Origin of the sequence: Streptococcus mitis (assembly GCF_946190275.1) — a bacterium.
Taxonomy (GTDB): Bacteria; Bacillota; Bacilli; order Lactobacillales; family Streptococcaceae; genus Streptococcus; species Streptococcus mitis_DC.
Map to the genome: position 1 here is coordinate 1 of NZ_CAMHZQ010000026.1, position 17,063 is coordinate 17,063.

General features: G+C 41.5%; 14 protein-coding genes and 1 pseudogene. All 15 read right to left on the reverse strand.

The window, feature by feature from the left end; all coding sequences use genetic code 11:
* Positions 1 to 3,980, reverse strand: a pseudogene (locus N8M20_RS09685) (hypothetical protein); the annotation flags it as partial.
* Positions 3,941 to 5,920 carry an accessory Sec-dependent serine-rich glycoprotein adhesin gene (locus tag N8M20_RS10610; protein WP_314726192.1) on the reverse strand — a complete coding sequence of 660 codons (1,980 nt, stop codon included), beginning with the start codon at positions 5,918 to 5,920 and terminating at the stop codon, positions 3,941 to 3,943. The gene N8M20_RS10610 and the pseudogene N8M20_RS09685, both read right to left, overlap by 40 nt.
* A gap of 462 nt (positions 5,921 to 6,382) precedes the next feature.
* Positions 6,383 to 6,970 carry a class I SAM-dependent methyltransferase gene (locus tag N8M20_RS09695; RefSeq protein WP_261080452.1) on the reverse strand — a complete coding sequence of 196 codons (588 nt, stop codon included), beginning with the start codon at positions 6,968 to 6,970 and terminating at the stop codon, positions 6,383 to 6,385.
* A 32-nt stretch (positions 6,971 to 7,002) separates the two neighbouring features.
* Entirely contained in the window at positions 7,003 to 7,416 is a 414-nt protein-coding gene (gene comGG / locus N8M20_RS09700) for a competence type IV pilus minor pilin ComGG (RefSeq protein ID WP_261080453.1), read from the reverse strand.
* The gene (gene comGF, locus N8M20_RS09705; protein ID WP_261074739.1) at positions 7,394 to 7,855 is read right to left on the reverse strand and encodes a competence type IV pilus minor pilin ComGF; all 462 of its coding nucleotides are present in this window, start codon (positions 7,853 to 7,855) and stop codon (positions 7,394 to 7,396) included. Before comGF ends, comGG begins: the two co-directional genes overlap by 23 nt.
* Complete coding sequence (comGE, locus tag N8M20_RS09710; protein WP_000413380.1) at positions 7,818 to 8,120, reverse strand: competence type IV pilus minor pilin ComGE; 303 nt, start codon at positions 8,118 to 8,120, stop codon at positions 7,818 to 7,820. The genes comGF and comGE overlap by 38 nt, the downstream gene beginning before the upstream one ends.
* Positions 8,083 to 8,517: a competence type IV pilus minor pilin ComGD gene (gene comGD, locus N8M20_RS09715; RefSeq protein ID WP_033628889.1), complete on the reverse strand. Its 435-nt coding sequence runs from the start codon at positions 8,515 to 8,517 to the stop codon at positions 8,083 to 8,085. The genes comGE and comGD overlap by 38 nt, the downstream gene beginning before the upstream one ends.
* Complete coding sequence (gene comGC, locus N8M20_RS09720) at positions 8,480 to 8,803, reverse strand: comG operon protein ComGC (protein ID WP_000738641.1); 324 nt, start codon at positions 8,801 to 8,803, stop codon at positions 8,480 to 8,482. Before comGC ends, comGD begins: the two co-directional genes overlap by 38 nt.
* 1 nt (position 8,804) lies before the next feature.
* Positions 8,805 to 9,821, reverse strand: a complete 1,017-nt coding sequence (gene comGB, locus N8M20_RS09725; protein ID WP_261080454.1) for a competence type IV pilus assembly protein ComGB — start codon at positions 9,819 to 9,821, stop codon at positions 8,805 to 8,807.
* The gene (comGA, locus tag N8M20_RS09730) at positions 9,769 to 10,710 is read right to left on the reverse strand and encodes a competence type IV pilus ATPase ComGA (protein ID WP_261080455.1); all 942 of its coding nucleotides are present in this window, start codon (positions 10,708 to 10,710) and stop codon (positions 9,769 to 9,771) included. The genes comGB and comGA overlap by 53 nt, the downstream gene beginning before the upstream one ends.
* A gap of 76 nt (positions 10,711 to 10,786) precedes the next feature.
* Positions 10,787 to 11,152, reverse strand: coding sequence for a DUF1033 family protein (locus tag N8M20_RS09735; RefSeq protein WP_000286405.1), 366 nt, complete (start codon positions 11,150 to 11,152; stop codon positions 10,787 to 10,789).
* 150 nt (positions 11,153 to 11,302) lie between these two features.
* Entirely contained in the window at positions 11,303 to 12,361 is a 1,059-nt protein-coding gene (locus N8M20_RS09740) for a zinc-dependent alcohol dehydrogenase family protein (protein WP_004257473.1), read from the reverse strand.
* 162 nt (positions 12,362 to 12,523) lie between these two features.
* Complete coding sequence (nagA, locus tag N8M20_RS09745; RefSeq protein ID WP_001134549.1) at positions 12,524 to 13,675, reverse strand: N-acetylglucosamine-6-phosphate deacetylase; 1,152 nt, start codon at positions 13,673 to 13,675, stop codon at positions 12,524 to 12,526.
* A gap of 151 nt (positions 13,676 to 13,826) precedes the next feature.
* Positions 13,827 to 15,644, reverse strand: coding sequence for an acyltransferase family protein (locus tag N8M20_RS09750; protein ID WP_261080456.1), 1,818 nt, complete (start codon positions 15,642 to 15,644; stop codon positions 13,827 to 13,829).
* Between the two features lie 100 nt (positions 15,645 to 15,744).
* On the reverse strand, positions 15,745 to 16,887 hold the full coding sequence (gene tgt, locus N8M20_RS09755; RefSeq protein ID WP_001285237.1) for a tRNA guanosine(34) transglycosylase Tgt: 1,143 nt from the start codon (positions 16,885 to 16,887) through the stop codon (positions 15,745 to 15,747).
* Positions 16,888 to 17,063 lie beyond the last annotated feature (176 nt).

Below are 17,063 nucleotides of genomic sequence, written 5' to 3' on the forward strand. Positions count from 1 at the left end.
GCACTTGTTGACGCTGAGGTAGACGCTACTGCACTTGTGCTTGCTGAGGTAGACGCTACTGCACTTGTGCTTGCTGATGTAGAGGCTACAGCGCTTGTTGATGCTGATGTAGAAGCTACCGCACTTGTTGACGCTGAGGTAGAAGCTACGGCGCTTGTTGATGCTGAGGTAGACGCTACCGCGCTTGTTGACGCTGAGGTAGACGCTACAGCGCTTGTGCTTGCTGAGGTAGACGCTACTGCACTTGTTGATGCTGAGGTAGACGCTACCGCGCTTGTTGACGCTGAAGTAGAGGCTACTGCGCTTGTGCTTGCTGACGTAGACGCTACGGCACTTGTTGACGCTGATGTAGAGGCTACGGCGCTTGTTGATGCTGATGTAGACGCTACCGCGCTTGTTGACGCTGACGTAGACGCTACCGCACTTGTTGACGCTGACGTAGACGCTACTGCACTTGTGCTTGCTGAGGTAGACGCTACTGCACTTGTTGACGCTGAGGTAGACGCTACAGCGCTTGTGCTTGCTGAGGTAGAAGCTACCGCACTTGTTGACGCTGAGGTAGAAGCTACGGCGCTTGTTGATGCTGAGGTAGACGCTACCGCGCTGGTCGATGCTGATGTAGATGCTACCGCACTTGTGCTTGCTGATGTAGACGCTACCGCACTTGTTGACGCTGAGGTAGACGCTACGGCGCTTGTTGACGCTGAGGTAGAGGCTACAGCGCTTGTGCTTGCTGATGTAGAGGCTACAGCGCTAGTACTTGCTGACGTAGACGCTACTGCGCTTGTTGACGCTGACGTAGACGCTACTGCACTTGTTGAGGCACTTTGAGATCTGTAATCCGAGTCAGATAATTTCGGCTTAAATATATCCGTCGTATCATCATTATAGGTAACTGTGACCATACCATCTCTACCTACAGAGACAGTTTTTATCTGCTTGTTAGGATTCGCATCTTCAATCGCTTTTAGAATCTTTTTCTTATCAGCTTCTGTTGGTGTAGTAAGATTCTCCACCTGAATCACCGGTGACTCTGGACTATATTTCTCACTTAATGGAGCTTGTATAATCACAAACTTAGCAACACCCAGATTGCCATTTATATCTCGTACTTTAGCATAGCGTGTCCAAGTATTGTTGGTTGGAGCATTGTTAGGAGTTGCAGTGTTAGTATAATTTTCTTCTGGATTAAATACCTGGTTTGGGTTATAAGTCGCTGTGCCTGTCAACTCGTGAGTATATGGATGATCGTTAGAAGCGTCGATGATTCTGTTATCACTTTCCCTTACTTGATTAGTCGCATCTTCTTTAGCATGTGGGCTTGAAATTAAGTTCCCTATACGATGAGTATTGCTTTCGTTGCTTTCATTATCCCAAGCTTCAACTCTAGTAATTTTGCCACTGTTATCAGATGTTTCAACCCTGACACGGAATTGATCTCCAGCATATATTTTGCTCTTGCCATCTGTCGTCTTCGGAGCTTCTCCCCATTTATTTGTAGACTTATCAAGTACTTCTACCTTAACAGTAACTTTTGGCGCTTCAGTTTCCTTGCTGATTTCAACACGGCTTACATCTGATTCCAATGTCTCATTATGATTTGTTACAGGATTAAGGAATTCCTTACTTTGTTTAACTGTTACATTTCCTGTTGGTAGAAGACCATTGCTATCTGCAACATCGGTTGAAGAGAAGGTTACATTTCCAGTACCATCTGCTTGTTTAGTAAGAGTCTTACCGCCGATTGTCAAGGTGACCTGCGCATTTGGCAATGCATTCGTTACGGTAATTCCTTTACTTGGAAGACCACCTGTATTTGTCAACTGGTCATCTGAAATTTGTGGTGGTTTTGGTCTAACTTTGATAGTTACAGGAACGATTGCATGACTATTATCCGCAGTTTGAGATCCTTTTGGTAAGGTAACTGTGACATCTTCCTTTTTGATACCTGGAGTACTTACTGTGCTAGCACCTGGTGCAGTTCTCCAGCTGTAAGTGGTTGTAGTCGCTTCCTCTGGACCGTTAGGAATCGGTACACTAGGATTCGAATTCTTAATCGCCTTGCCTGGATCCGTAATAATCTCATTCAAAGGTCCTGTATTCCCAACTGTTGTAACATACTCTTGCTTGGCTACTGGATCAACTACCGTATACTCAAATGTTGTCTCGCTCTTCAAAGCACGAGTAGGATCCGACTCAGCTCCAAAGCGACCTGTTGGATAGACAGCTGTCACAGTATAGGTCGTCCTGTGACTTACAGGATCCGCCCACCTTGAATCCTCCTTGGTTGTATACCATACATCACCAAAAGTCGGTGTTCCATTTTTAGCAATATCAGTTGTTTTCTCCGAACCTGTCCCATTTAATTGATACTTATAGGACCACTTAGTCCCTGAAGGTAGCGATTTACTATTGGTATATATAAACGTATCTCTACCATAGTTATTAGCCCAGCCTCCGTCGACTCTACTAAGGCCTGATCCTTGCGTTCCTTTAAATGCAAAGAACTTACCTGTGACTCCATTCGCGGTTTTTGTCTCAATCTTTGGATAAACAGTATATTTATACTCAACTTCCTTAGTCTCATTTCCTTTAGTAACGAGCAAGGTTGCTGTTTTATCACCAGGTGTAGATAAATCTGGAGCTCCATTTTTCCAAGTAACGTTGGTATTTGAAGGTAGGGCTCTACCATCACCATCTACAACAAAGTCATGAGGGGTAAGTTTACTAGGATTTTCTCCTTCAACGGCATAAAAACGATCTGTTTTAGCTCTATACGGTGCCTTCGCAGTAGCAGTGGTTGTAGCTCCATCTGAGTTAAAGTTATAAGACGTTGCATTAACTAGAGTGTTATCTTTGACTGCCTCTTCGGAAATAGTCACATTACCAGTCGATTTATCTAAAGTCACCCCAGCTGGAAGAGGATCGCTACTTTCCCATGCAGTTCCAGATTTTTTAATCGTAATTTGAGTAGGAGTGTTAGCAGTTGTAGACGTAGTCGGTGTATAGGATATATTCACTTTATCATTATCGACCGCAGGACTAACAACGACACTGCCATCATTTTTAGGATTAACTTGAGGTTTTGTTGCAGTAGACTTAGCAACATTTTCAAAGAAAACTTCTGAAACATCGACTGAATCGCCACCCTCATCATCTCTATAAACAGTCTTAAGTTGCTTGCTTAGTCCTACTTTAGTTCCAGTAATTTGTGCTTTTCCTTGTAAATCATTATGGGCGAGAATAGCTTGTTTATCTCGCTCCGTCAAAGGAGAACCTAGTCTAGACACTTCCATAGTAGGGGGAACAGGCAAGTAAACTTCCTTACCATTTAACATGGCTTTCACAGCCATATTTTCTCCTATACCCGAACCAATTTGATTACTACCACCAACCCATTCAACACTCTTAACGTTTAACGCCTTCTGTCTGTCTGTACCTTGCACATTCGATGAGACTTGATCTGTATTTGGGAGAACTTTACCATTGTGAACAAATGGACTCGGCCTTGGAGTTCTATCAATTTGATCGTTATAGGTACCCATATCATCAGGAAGGGCGAAACCTGAAATTGTGCTTGACTTATCATCAATTTTCTGAATAATAGATGCTGGGTCAATCTGTTGCCCTTTGGTAATTTGTTTAGCAGCTAAAGTTTGATTAATAACAGGCTCATAGACATCAGCCTGTGTAACAATTCGAAATGGAAGAGTATAGGAACCCGCATTCGAAGTCTTAACAATCAGCTCATTGACACCTTTATCAAAAGGAATATCTCGACTATTTGCTCCACTGAGTTCCTCGTTCCTATAATTGGTTCCCCTGATCGCATAGGTTACTGTTCCTCCAGGAGCTGCAGTCTTCTTACCTGTTACTTTATCGTAGACATCAGCAATCTGGCTAACGCTACCCGAAGTTAACTGATTTAATCCACCATACTTCAAAAACGTAGAAGGAACATTTTTTTCAACTCCAGCCAATAGCGGTCTGGAGACCCATTCATTTGCAGATAGTTTCTATGACGTGAATTTTCCAGGGAACGGAAACCAGCCATATAAAAATCATTAGTATCTTCTGGACTATCTGTCGTATATTTGATTTTATACCCTTCTAAACGAGCTGAACCTCTAGGATTAAGAGCGTATACATTCGCTGTCGCATTTTCAATAGAAGTAAAAGCAAAGTCCCCAGCTTTTTTAGTTTCATCCGATATTTTATCTGTTTGATAAAAAACCTCTGGATTATTATATGCAAAATCTCGCAAACTTGTGAGTGAACCACGGCCTACACCACTTGGGCCTACACCAGCTACATTTTCATAGTAAGGGCCACCTTGGTTATTATGTGCATTTCCGACAGCGGCTCTTAAATCTCCACTTTTCTCATTATGGGTGAAAGCGTTATTCCCATTGCTGCTTCCCAAAAGGTTCCAACCCGCTTCTGCTCGGTCCTTTTGCCACACTTCCATATGAGTAATGTTATGCCCTTTTGGAACAGTAAAGTAAAAGTAAGGATTATCATGAGGGTCTCCACCTCTATTAAAGGTAACTTCCCATTGAGTTGTACGCCCCGTACGAGTTGCTGTCATCAAAACTTGGTCACCAATATTTTGAACCAAAACACGTGAAGCAGTATTAGCAGGACCAGGAGCTATTCCATTACCTGTTCTTCCTTCTGTAGCATATAAATAAGTTCCTTCTTTATATATGTTCGCTTTAGAGTTATGGTCGTTAGCTTCACCTTTATTAACTACGTATCCTACAGAGGCTGTTAAAAATGTTGGATTGCTATTCTCAGGCGCTACCTCCCTAAAGCTAACTCCTCTCTCCATCCGTCTACCATTTAGCACACTACGTTTACCGTTATTAGCACGGAGAACAGCGTTAACGATTGAGTTTTGCGCAGATGTAGCTTGCTTGATAACATCTGTCAAGTCAGCATTTGGATTTTTCAGCGCTTCTTCGATAGCTGTTACAGCTGCATTAACCTTAGCAACCGCTGCTTCTGTATTTGGCAGACCGATAGACTTAGCGAGGTATTCACCCATAGTCGCTGAGATTTTAGATAGACGTTTGCGGTCTTCTTGAGCTTTCTTGTTGCTCTCAGCAGATACTGTAGTCGCTACGGCAGCTGTTGTCGTCGTATCCACCAAACTTGAAGTCGTTGATGTGATTTGACTCAAACGAGTTTCGACTGCTTGTAGAGATGCGAGGCTTTCAGTGATAACTTTTGAAAGAGCTGCGCCAGCTGTCGCATTAGCTGCATCTTCCTTACGAACAGATGTCTCTTTGTTTGAAGCTGTTTCTGATGCTACTGGTTTTGCAAGTTCAGAAGTTACTCCAGCTTGTGATTGAGAAGCACTTGTTGAGGCTGACTCAGATGCACTTGTACTTGCACTTGCAGAAGCAGATGTACTGGCTGATACAGAAGCACTTGTTGAAGTACTTACTGATTGGCTTTCACTTTCTGAAAGATGCTTACTTGCATTCTTGGAAGCTTCCTCAGACAAGGATTGGCTTTGGCTGACAGAAACTGATAGGCTGTCGGCTTGAGCCCCCTCCTGATCTTTTACTGTTCCCAAAGTTACTGTGTCTGTATTCGCAAGTGTTTGATTTGACTCTACTGTCTTTTCAAGAGCGTCGTTGGCATAAACAGTTGTTTGTGTTGCAACTGCTCCTCCAAGTACCGTCCCTGCTGCGGCTATCCCTTTCAGGATATCCAATCCAGTCAGTGTATTTGCTGATTGCTCTTCGATCATTTCAGTTGTTACCTGAGCAGCATCTACACCACCACGCAAGACTTTAAAGAGGCCAAATTGAGAAGTCGAGGCACGCAACCAATGCTTACCCGACTTGATCAACTTGAAACGGGTCACACGATCCGTTTCTCTATATTCACCTTTTTGTCTTCTAAAAAACATATTTAACTCCTTCTTCTAAAAAGGTATTTTCCCCTAATTATATTCTACTTCTTTGAAAATATTAAGTCAACTCAATATAAGCTTATGATAAAAAGTTTTATTATTCAATTCTATGTATAATGCTATCTAACATTGATATTTCCGTAAATCGAACCACGCCAAAAATAGTAATAAAATCAGCAAATCGCTTTATTTAATATATATATATATATATATCGGATAGAGTGTGTATATTTTCTGTATAAAACTAGTAAAACAGGCAAAAGACTTCAAAACTGTATACAACTTTCTATGCTCTTTCTGTTCGTAGAGCCACGATTTCGCTATCCCTTCCTCCCTCTACTAGCTCATGATAATCAGACTTTGGAATCGCTATTTGGTTCACCGGTAGCAGGTGCCCACGGAGGACTCACACCTCAGATGAACGTCATGCCCGTCGTACCTAAAAAAATCACTCCCTGACTAGGCGAGTGATTTTTGGGCTACTGTTAAAAAGAGTTCTGAGTAATTTCCTTGAAACAGGTCTTCAGCACTGTAAAGAATCTTACTGTCAATGCTCGAAAAACCAAACTGGGCTAGCTTGTTTTCCAGTTCAGCTAAATCAAATCCATGATGGTTAGCTTCTGTCTTGGTAAAATCAGCAAGTAGGAGTTGTCCATCTTCCTTCAAATGTTGATGAAACAGTGAGAGAGCCGCATCCAAATCAGGCATATGATGAAGAACCCGACAAACAACAATGAGTTCAAACTCTTGCTTCAAGGGAGTTCCCAGTAAATCTTGCTCCAAAAGCTGGATATTCTTGATGCCTTGCTGCTCCGCTTTCAAACGAGCTTGCTCCAGCATTTTCTCAGAAATGTCTACAAGAGTAACGAACTTGGCTTGCTTGGCCAGAGGCAAGGCTAATAGCCCCGTCCCTCCACCGAAATCCAAAATTTCTTTGTCTGATAGAAGATCAATCTGTTTCTCGACTGCTTGACAAACCAAGTTTGCAAGGAAGATATTTTTAGGGGAATCGAAAGTTTCTGCTTTGTGGTTAAAATCATGTTTCATGCTTTTAGTTTAACACAAAGTAGCTTGATTGGCTAAGAATTATCTTTCTTTTCGACCTTCTCTTCTGATTTTTTCTTCTCTGCTTGATTACTTGAATCAGTCACTACCTCTTCCTTTTTATCTCTTTTCTCTTCTTTGATTTTGACTGAAGGAAAGATGAATTCATATTGACTCTTAGGCGTACGAACCGTCGTCACCAAGCTTGTTTTCTTATTTTGATAACTCACCTGACCCAGATTAAAGGTCTGTTCTCCACTTTCTTTCTCAACCTTATCTTTGGTTCTCTTGGCCATAGCAAAAGCAACCAATTTTTCTTTATTTAAAGCATATTCTTGATAGTGGGCGACTTGTCGGTTCAAGTAAAATTGTAACAAAAGACTAAAGATGGCTGCCATGGTGACTGCATAGAGGAGAACACCTGCCTTAACTTTTTTCTTTTTCCACACGATAGATGAACTCCCTTTCTAAGCCTTTTTGGAACTGGAAACGAAAACGAACCAGTTGATTGTCCTCTGTAATCTGCGCAGATTTGAGGCCATAAACCATCGGCTGATAACCCCGTCCACTGGCATCGGTTTTCCGAAAATCATCTGATTTTGACTTACCGATGGCGATGTCCTTACCATCCTGCTTCATATAGAGGCGATTGCCCTCCACTTTTTCGAACTGTGAACGGTCTAATTCTGTCTCCAGCTGATCCACAAACAAGAGCCACTCTTTTTGCTCGCTTTGTTGCTGGTAGCGAACTTCTGAAATGAGGAGCTGACTCATGGCTTGAAAGAGGAGTAAACTTCCACTGATGACAATGAGGGCAATCAAGGATTCCAACAAGGTAAAAGCCTTGACCTTATGGCTCTTTGATAGCCAACAACTGTTCTGAACCATGGTAGACCTCCAATCCCTTTTCACTAGAAAACACCTGAATCTCAACTCCATTTATGTTTACCTGATTTTGACCTGTCTGCAAGGCCATCTTAGCTACCCTCAAGACTTCTTCCTTTTGCAAGATTTTTGCTTCTTCTTGCCTATTTTTTTGAATTTGTCCCAAAAGGAGGGTCGCAATGCTGGCAAAGATAGCTAGAGCGACTACTGCTTCCAGTAAAATTACTGCCCTAATTTTTTGTTTCCTTAATGCGTTTAATTTTTCCATTTCCTAGATATAATTGATAACGAATCGCTCCTTTACTGGTCTGAAATTCAACCTTAGCCAGGGACGAATTGCCCCCAGCTCGGTCAAATGTAATGTTTTGGCCTGATGGTGCCTGAATTCCTTTAGGAACTGTCAACTTTTGACTTCCATTACTGATCGTCTGCCCATCTAAGTTTAGACTAGTCTTTTGCTGACTAGCTACACTGCGTTTTTGAGTTTCCCGATAGAGTTCTTCAAACTCCATAAAGAAAATCTGCTCCTCTACCGCCGCAAAAGTGGACTGAACAGAGCCGGACAAGCCCAAGGCAAGGATACTCACAAGACCCAAAACCAAGAGGCTTTCCAGCATGGTAAAGGCCTTAATCTGCAACGGTTTGACTGGTATTTTGTTTAGCATGGTATTCTTTATAAGCTTTAGCCTGTTCTTCCGTGATTCGCCCATCTGCTTGTAACTTACTTAGGCTAGCATCTTCATTTTTATCCAAGCTATAAAGTTCTGCCTGACTTTCCACAACCTTAACAACAGCAGCTTTTCCTTTGTCATTGACCGCCTCTTTTTGCTTGGTCAAATTAGGTACAAAGAGCAAGAGAAGCACGCTGATGATGAGCAAGACCACCAACATCTCCACAAGTGTGAAAGCTTTAACCTTAGCTTTTTTCAAGAATGTCATCATTTTTTTCATTTTAAAAATTTACCTCCATATTTTGATACATGGGCATGAGCATTGCCGCATAAAGTAAAACGATAATCAGAGCCACAAAGATAAAAACCAGTGGCTGCACCAGATTCATGGTGCGGTTGACTCGGGTAAAAAAGGCTTCCCAAGTTTTTTCAGCATAGATTTCCAACTCACTACCCAGCTTGGACTTGACTTCCCCATACTCGATAATGAGACTCAACTCCTTCTTAAAGAAAGGATAGATTCCTATAGTCTGAGAAAATTCCCGACCATTTTGTAGGGATTGAGCCAAATCTCGACCGATTTCTTTAAAGAGCTGGGAACCTTGTTCCTGCATCATTTGAAAAATCTGCGTCAGTTCCATCCCTTGAGAAATCATATTACCCCATTCACGCGCATAATAGGCTGTCAGATAGGTCTGCACAAAAATTCCAAAGAAGGGAAGGCGTGCCAAGATAGAAAAGACGCGCATCTTCGAACTTCTTTTATAAAAAGTGAGTGCTAAAAGGACACCTACTGAAACAAAGCCTACCATTCCTAGAAAAATTTGTGGCAGATTGCCGATAATTTGGGTGGCAATATTGCTACTATCCAGTTGTGGTAATAAATAGTTACGCAACCCCAGCATAATTAAGAAAAGAAAGCCCAGCAAAATCAAGGGATAGGTCGCTACTTCAATTAGTTTTTTCTTGACCTTGGCCAGATTGTCTAGATACTCTTCTATCTTTCCCAAACTCAGGTGGAGATTCCCATGAACTTCAGCTAGGGATAACTGAGTGACAATAGCACTTGAAAATCCCAAACTTTCCATCATTTCTGAGAATGATTTTCCCTGAGACAAACCTGTGCGCATCTGGGTCACGCACTGCTTGTCCAACAAGGCACTCCTATCTAAAAAGGAGATAGTCTCCACCAGATGAAAACCGCTGGAAAAGAGATTATTAAACAGGGTGATGATATTTTTTTGCTTAGCTGTAGATAATTTTTTCCGTTTCAGCCTGAAGACTTGTGATATGTCCATCTTTAAGAAGCTGGTCAATCTGTTCATTCCAGCTAGTTGGCTGGTGTTCTTGATAGTTTTTGTTTGCAAAGTCAACGATTCCTCCTCCCCCAATCAATCTCTGGTAGCAGACTCCTTGCAGAACGACTGCCAATTCCTCCTCACTCACGCCCAACTCCAGTAAACGTTCATAAACTCCTCGGATACTCTTGGCATGAATGGTTGAAAAGACTGTCGCACCTGTCAAACTGGCTCTGACCACTGCACGCGCCGTTTCGCTGTCTCGAATTTCTCCGATAATCAAGAGATCTGGTCGATGACGCAAGGAAAGTTTGATTAGATTTTCATAGGTCAACCCGATTGCTTCATTCAACTGCAACTGTAGCATATCCTCTTGTTTGATTTCTACCGGATCTTCAATGGACATGACTTGTTGTCCCTTAAAAAGAGACTTGGCTAATTCGTGCATCAAGGTCGTCTTACCACTGCCGACTGGACCAGCAAAAAGATAGAGTCCTCGTTGCCTGTACTGCTTGCCCAATTCTTCAATATCCTGAAACCAAAAATGCAAGTCCTGCTCCTCATCGTGCAACAAGCGAATAACTAAACTCTCATGACCTCGATAATCACCTATGGTAGATAAGCGTAAGGACGCCATCTTATCGTCATAGGCATAATCGCAGGAACCCAGCTGACTACGTCGCTTCTCTCCCACATTCATACCTGCCACAAACTTGAAATGACTGATAACGGCCGCAAATTTTTCAAAATCATAACAACCAATTTTACAGCGCTCGTCTCCGACCCTCATATGAAGCTCATAAGCGTCTAACTTAGGAACAAAATAAATATCCTGCGCCCCTTTTTTCCGAGCCGAACGAATGATTTCTTGTGCAATTTCTTGAACCATACTTACCTCCTCACCTATACTATTCGCAAAGATTTGGAAAAATAAAAAAAGCAACTCCAAAAAAGTTACTTTTTCTCTATTTTAATTTCATACGGCAAGAACGGTGCCTTTCCTTACCTGTTTGTTTTTCATAGCCTGGGCGTAGTTTTTCATCTGGAATAACCTGCTCATCCTGTAAAAGAGCCAAAGAATGGTATTGTTGTAAATATTCATCACATTCATCACACCAGCGTTGGTCTTCTGGATCCCAAAAAATGGTCATCAAGTCACTTCTGCTTTTATAAAGAGGGGATTCTTGTTCCAATCTAAACCAGCAAGTTTTATAGTATTTGAGAGCATCATAATACTGGTCAAATTTCTTACTTGCTACAATATCTTCTTCCCAACCTTCTAAGAACCACCACGGTTCAAAATCTCCGTACATTTCTATAACACGATACATATTCATTCATTCCTTTGTACCGTATATTATAACCAATTCCGCTAAACAAGGAAAGAAATATGCTCATTTCTTAATTTCTTGATAAAAAATCCAGCCATCTGATGGATGACTGAATTTCTATTTGCTTATGTTCCAAAATCTTTTTACTACCTAGGCTTCAGAAATATCGTTTTCGATAATGACCTTAATGGCATGGTGATCTGCTGCCTTACTGAAGACTTCATAGGCTTTTTCAATTTCACTAAGTTTGAAATAGTGAGTTACCAATTTTTCTGGTTCAATCTTATGACTTTCAAGTGCTTTCAACAATTGTGGAGTTGTATTTGTAGATACCAAACCAGTTGTTACATTGATGTTGCGAATCCAAAGTTTGTCCAAATCGAATTCGACTGGTTTACCATGTACACCACAGTTGGCAACTGTTCCATCTACACCGATAATCTTTTGACAGAAATCAAATGTTGCAGGAATACCAACGGCTTCGATAGCGACATCCACACCACGTCCATCTGTCAAATCATAAATTTCTTTAATCGCTTTTTCAGGGTCTGAAGAATTAACCTTATGAGTCGCACCGAATGATAGAGCAGTTTCCAAGCGATTATCGTCTAAGTCCACCATAATCAATTTAGCTGGTGAATAGAATTGAGCTGTCAAAAGAGCTGCTAAACCAACTGGGCCTGAACCAATAATGGCTACACTACAACCAGGTTCTACTTTCCCTTTCAAGACACCAATTTCATACCCAGTAGGCAGAATGTCTGATAGCATAACCAAGGCTTCATCTGACAAGTCTTCTGGAGTGTGGTAAAGAGTGTTATCTGCATGAGGGACACGTAAATATTCAGCCTGCATACCATCAATCAGGTGACCGAAAATCCAGCCCCCTTCGTCTTCACAGTGGGCATAAATTCCTTTTTTACAGTAGTAGCATTTACCACAGGCACAGACACAAGAAATCAAGACCTTATCGCCTTTTTTGAAGTTCGAAACTCCTTCCCCAACTTCTTCAACAATCCCAATCCCTTCGTGGCCAAGAATGGTACCACTTTGGCAAGCAGGAACATCCCCTTTGATAATATGGAGGTCTGTTCCACAAATAGTAGTTTTTACGATACGCACAATAGCGTCTGTTGGCTTGCGAAGCACTGGTTTGTCTACATCAACAAAAGAAGCAAGTCCTGGTTTAACATAAGTATAGGCTTTCATAAAGCATTCCTCCGTTTTTTTATTTGTACTATTTATAATATAATTGTAAGCCTTTTCATTTGTTTCTTCAAGTTTTTTTGTGATTTTTTTAACTTTTTTATTTACCGGTAAAGCAATATAGATAAAAAAGCAGAAGCTAATCTCTAACTTCTGCTTTTTCTCTTATGCTTGATAACGTTTCACACCGTCTAGGTAGGTTGCTACCAATTCCAAATCTTTATCTAATACGATAAAGTCCGCATCATAACCTTCACGGATTTGACCACAGACATCATCAATGTGAACAGATTTTGCTGGGTTAAGGCTGGCCATCATGACTGCTTCATGCGGATTTGCAATACCCCACTCGACTACATTTCTCATACCATCTTTAAGTTTGAGGATAGAACCTGCCAAATTACCAGTAGATTTGAGACGTGCAGTTCCATTTGCTACTACAACAGGGAATTCTCCCAACATATAGTCACCGTCTTCAAGCCCACCAGCTGTCATACAGTCCGTAATAAGAGCGATGTTTTCTGTCCCCTTTTGCTTAAGTAAAATCTCACAAGCTTTTGGATCTACGTGATAACCATCACAAATCAATTCTGCGTAAGTATGTGGGAGCTCATACATAGCTCCTACCATACCTAGTTCGCGGTGTGTTAAACCACGCATCCCATTATAGGCATGTACCCATACACTAGCTCCAGCATCAACTGCCTTCTTAGCTTGTTCAAATGTCGCATCTGAGTGTCCAAGTGCAACTGTCACACCTTCACCTGTAATAGTACGTACAAAATCTTCCACCCCATCACGTTCTGGTGCAATAGCGATTTTATTTAGCATCCCTTTTGCAGCATCCTGCCAAGAATGAAACTCCTCAACACCCGGGTCTCTCATATAAGTTGGATTTTGTGCCCCCTTAAAAGTTTCTGTGAAATATGGACCTTCATAATAAATCCCACGAATCTTAGCACCTGTTGCTTCTTTATAATGGTTTCCAAGATTTTCAGTGACTGCAAGCAATTGCTCATAAGTGGCTGTTAAAGTTGTGGGCAAGAAACTGGTAACACCGGTACTAAGAAGTCCTTCACTCATAGTATGCAATGTACCTTCAATATTGTTGTCCATCACATCTACACCTGCATATCCATGAATATGAGTATCCACAAGACCTGGTGCAATGCTATAACCAGTATAGTCAAGAACCTCTGCTCCTTCAGGAATTTGATCCACATGTTTCCCAAATTTGCCATCAACAAGTTCTAAGTACCCACCGCGACGAATGCCAAATGGATAGAAAAACTGATCCGCTTTAACGTAATTAGGCATAATAATGACCTCCTTAAAAGATTACTTTTGATATTTATTATGTCAATTACATTATAAACCTTTCTGATTCATTTGTAAATGGTATAGACCTATTTTCTAGAGATATTTTAAAAGAGCTGGATTTCTCCAACTCTTTTCTTTTTAATACAAGTTATTTTGATTTGACTGGTTTGTCTTGAGCTGTTTGCAAAGCTGTAGCAATGGTATCTGCATACAATTTTGCTCCGGCTTCAATTTTGCTAATGTCACTTCCGAAATGGACTTGGTCTGTTCCTGTCCAGATCTCTGGATGTTCCTTAGCAACTTGATTCCAATCAGCAATGGTGATATAAGGAGTCTTCTCTGCCAATTCTCTCATATAGGCAGCAGCCTTCTCAACGATTGCATAGGTCTCTTTTGTCTTATCTCCTTCATAAGGAGTCACCAAAACCATATGATGTCCCTTAGGAAGATTTTTCACGATACTATCCCAATCTTCCTTGTAACTTTCAGGATTATTTACCCCAGTTGCAATAACCACCATCTTTGGTAGAAATTTATTCTGGCTATTGTTGAGCATGATTTCGTTGGCAGTCTTGGTTGTTCTACTGACTTGTGCATTAATCTGTGCCCCTGGAAGGGCTGTCTGCAACGCTGTATTTGCCCTTAAGGCCACCGAGTCACCAATTAACATAGTGCCATCAGCAATCCCCAAACTGTTTGCATCTGCCCGTTCTGTCATCACCTTGGTTTGGCTAATATTTGTTGCAGCTTGCTTCAAACCATTGACAGTTAAGTCTGTCTCAAACGCTCCCACTTGTGGTGCCAACAAAGTCACTAAGAAGACAATGAAGGCCAAGATTCCTGTACTTGTTGCAAAAATTGCGTGAATATAAGGCAGGGGACGAATAGTTTGTAAAATAGGTGTGTTCTTGCCTGCAATCCACGGCTCCAATACATAAAATGAAAGACTGGCAAATCCATAAGAACAAATCAAAGTCAGTAACACAGCAAAAAGATTTGATGTCAACTGTGAGAAAATGATATAAAAAGGCCAATGGAAGAGATAAACTGCATAGCTAGTATCTGCTAAAAAGCTGATCATCTTTGGCTCCTGTACGTTAGGAGTCTTTTCATGTAAGACACGCGCCGCCAGAATCATAGCAAGGGCTGCAAGGCTGGCAAGCAAGAAGCCCATAAGATAGGCAAAGAGATAGGTAAATTTGACAAAGAAGGTCAAAATGAGTAAGAAACCAAAACCTCCTGCAAAAACTAAAAGGGTCTTGCGTAAATCCCAGATTTTATCCAATTGCTTAACTAGGGAAGTCGTCTGACGAACGCCTACGATAGTTGCTAACACACTTCCCAAAAAGAATGGATATACATGAGTTAAACTGGAGAAGTAAACAGAGGAATAAGAGGTTACTAGAAAACTACCAATAAACATGGAGAAGAAGCTGATCAAGAAGGCAGTGGCAGATAAAAGAAAGACCATCCCCTTCAACTGACCATTTGATTTAGCCTGTTTAGATAAGAACCAAACTGCCAATCCCCATAGAATATAGTAGTGAACCTCAACGGCCAAGCTCCAATTATGAACAAACAAATGAGGAATGAACTGTGATTCATAACTCCCACCTGTTAGAAGTTCATAGAAGTTGGTCATGAAACCTAAAACACCCGCAATCTGACCCCCAATTCCAGCCACATAATCTTGGCGAACTAGAAAGGTAAAAGGCATGGTTACCAAGACCATCAAAACCACAGGTGGCACAATCCGATAAAAGCGCCTCCTAAAAAATCCAAGTAAATCAATTTCATGATTTTTAGAAAATTCTTCGATAAGTAGAGCCGTAATCAGGAAACCTGAAAATGTAAAAAAGACATCTACCCCGAAAAATCCTCCAGGAAAGATGGTCTGAAAGAAGTGATACAAGAGTACCAAAAGTAAACCTGTAATCCTAATCAAGGAAAACCATTTAATGCGCATACGAGTTTATTCTTCCTTTCATTATACACTTTATTCTATCAAAAAAAGAAGAAAAATCCTAAGAGAAAACTTAGGATTTTTAGCTTATATCAATTCCGTTTTAGAAATTGCGTCCTGACTTATTATAGCCATATTTTTCCACAAAATACTCACGGAACTCCAAGAGATTGTCATCCATAATGGCTTGTCGAACCTGCTTCATCAGGTTAAGCAAGAAGTAAAGGTTATGGTAGCTAGTCAAGCGGATACCAAAGGTTTCATCGGCCTTGAGCAGGTGACGAAGGTAGGCGCGTGTATAGTTCTTACATGTGTAGCAATCACATTCAGGATCCAGTGGTGTAAAGTCCTCAGCAAACTGAGCATTTTTGACAACCAAACGTCCCTGACTGGTCATACAAGTCCCATTACGAGCGATACGAGTCGGCAAGACACAGTCAAACATATCCACCCCACGAATCACCCCATCAATCAAGCTGTCTGGCGCTCCCACACCCATCAAATAGCGAGGTTTGTTTTCAGGCAGCAGTTGAGTTGTAAAGTCCAAGACCGCATTCATCTCTTCGTGGGTTTCTCCCACTGCCAAGCCACCGATAGAGTAGCCTGGGAAGTCCATGCTGACAAGATCATGAGCTGATTGGCGACGAAGGTCTTCAAATCCTGCCCCCTGCACAATCCCAAATAACCCTTGGTCATGCGGACGACGGTGAGCCTTCAAACCACGCTCAGCCCAACGACTGGTACGCTCGATTGATTTCTTAACGTAGTCGTATGGTTGATAAAACTGAGGACATTCGTCAAAGGACATCATGATGTCTGAGCCCAGATTATTCTGAATGGAGATGGCCTTCTCTGGTGATAAGAACATCTTGGAACCATTGAGATGGTTTTTAAAGGTTACTCCTTCTTCTGTGATATTACGGCTATCTGCTAAGGAATAAACCTGGAAACCACCACTATCTGTCAAAATAGGCTGGTCCCAATTCATGAACTTGTGGAGACCACCTGCACGTGCAATGAGTTCATCTCCAGGACGAAGCCACAAGTGATAGGTGTTTGATAGGATAATTCCCGAACCCATCTCCTTCAATTCTTCAGGTGACTGAGTTTTGACAGTAGCTTGAGTTCCAACTGGCATAAACATAGGCGTCGGGAAGGTGCCGTGGGGAGTGATGATTTCTCCCAGACGAGCTCCTGTGTGTTTTTCTTTCTTAATCAAACGATATTTGATTGGTGAATCTGACATTTTTTACCTCCGAAGCTGGGAAAAACAGTCCCAGTTCATACTTTGTGCCCAAGGGCATACTGTATGATTTTATCAAAAAAAGTAGGAACTGTCACGAACTATGGTATAAGTGAAAAACGTTTACAAATAGTTATCATTGGTTGTCAATAGTTGAGTTTTTACTTATTTTTCATTAA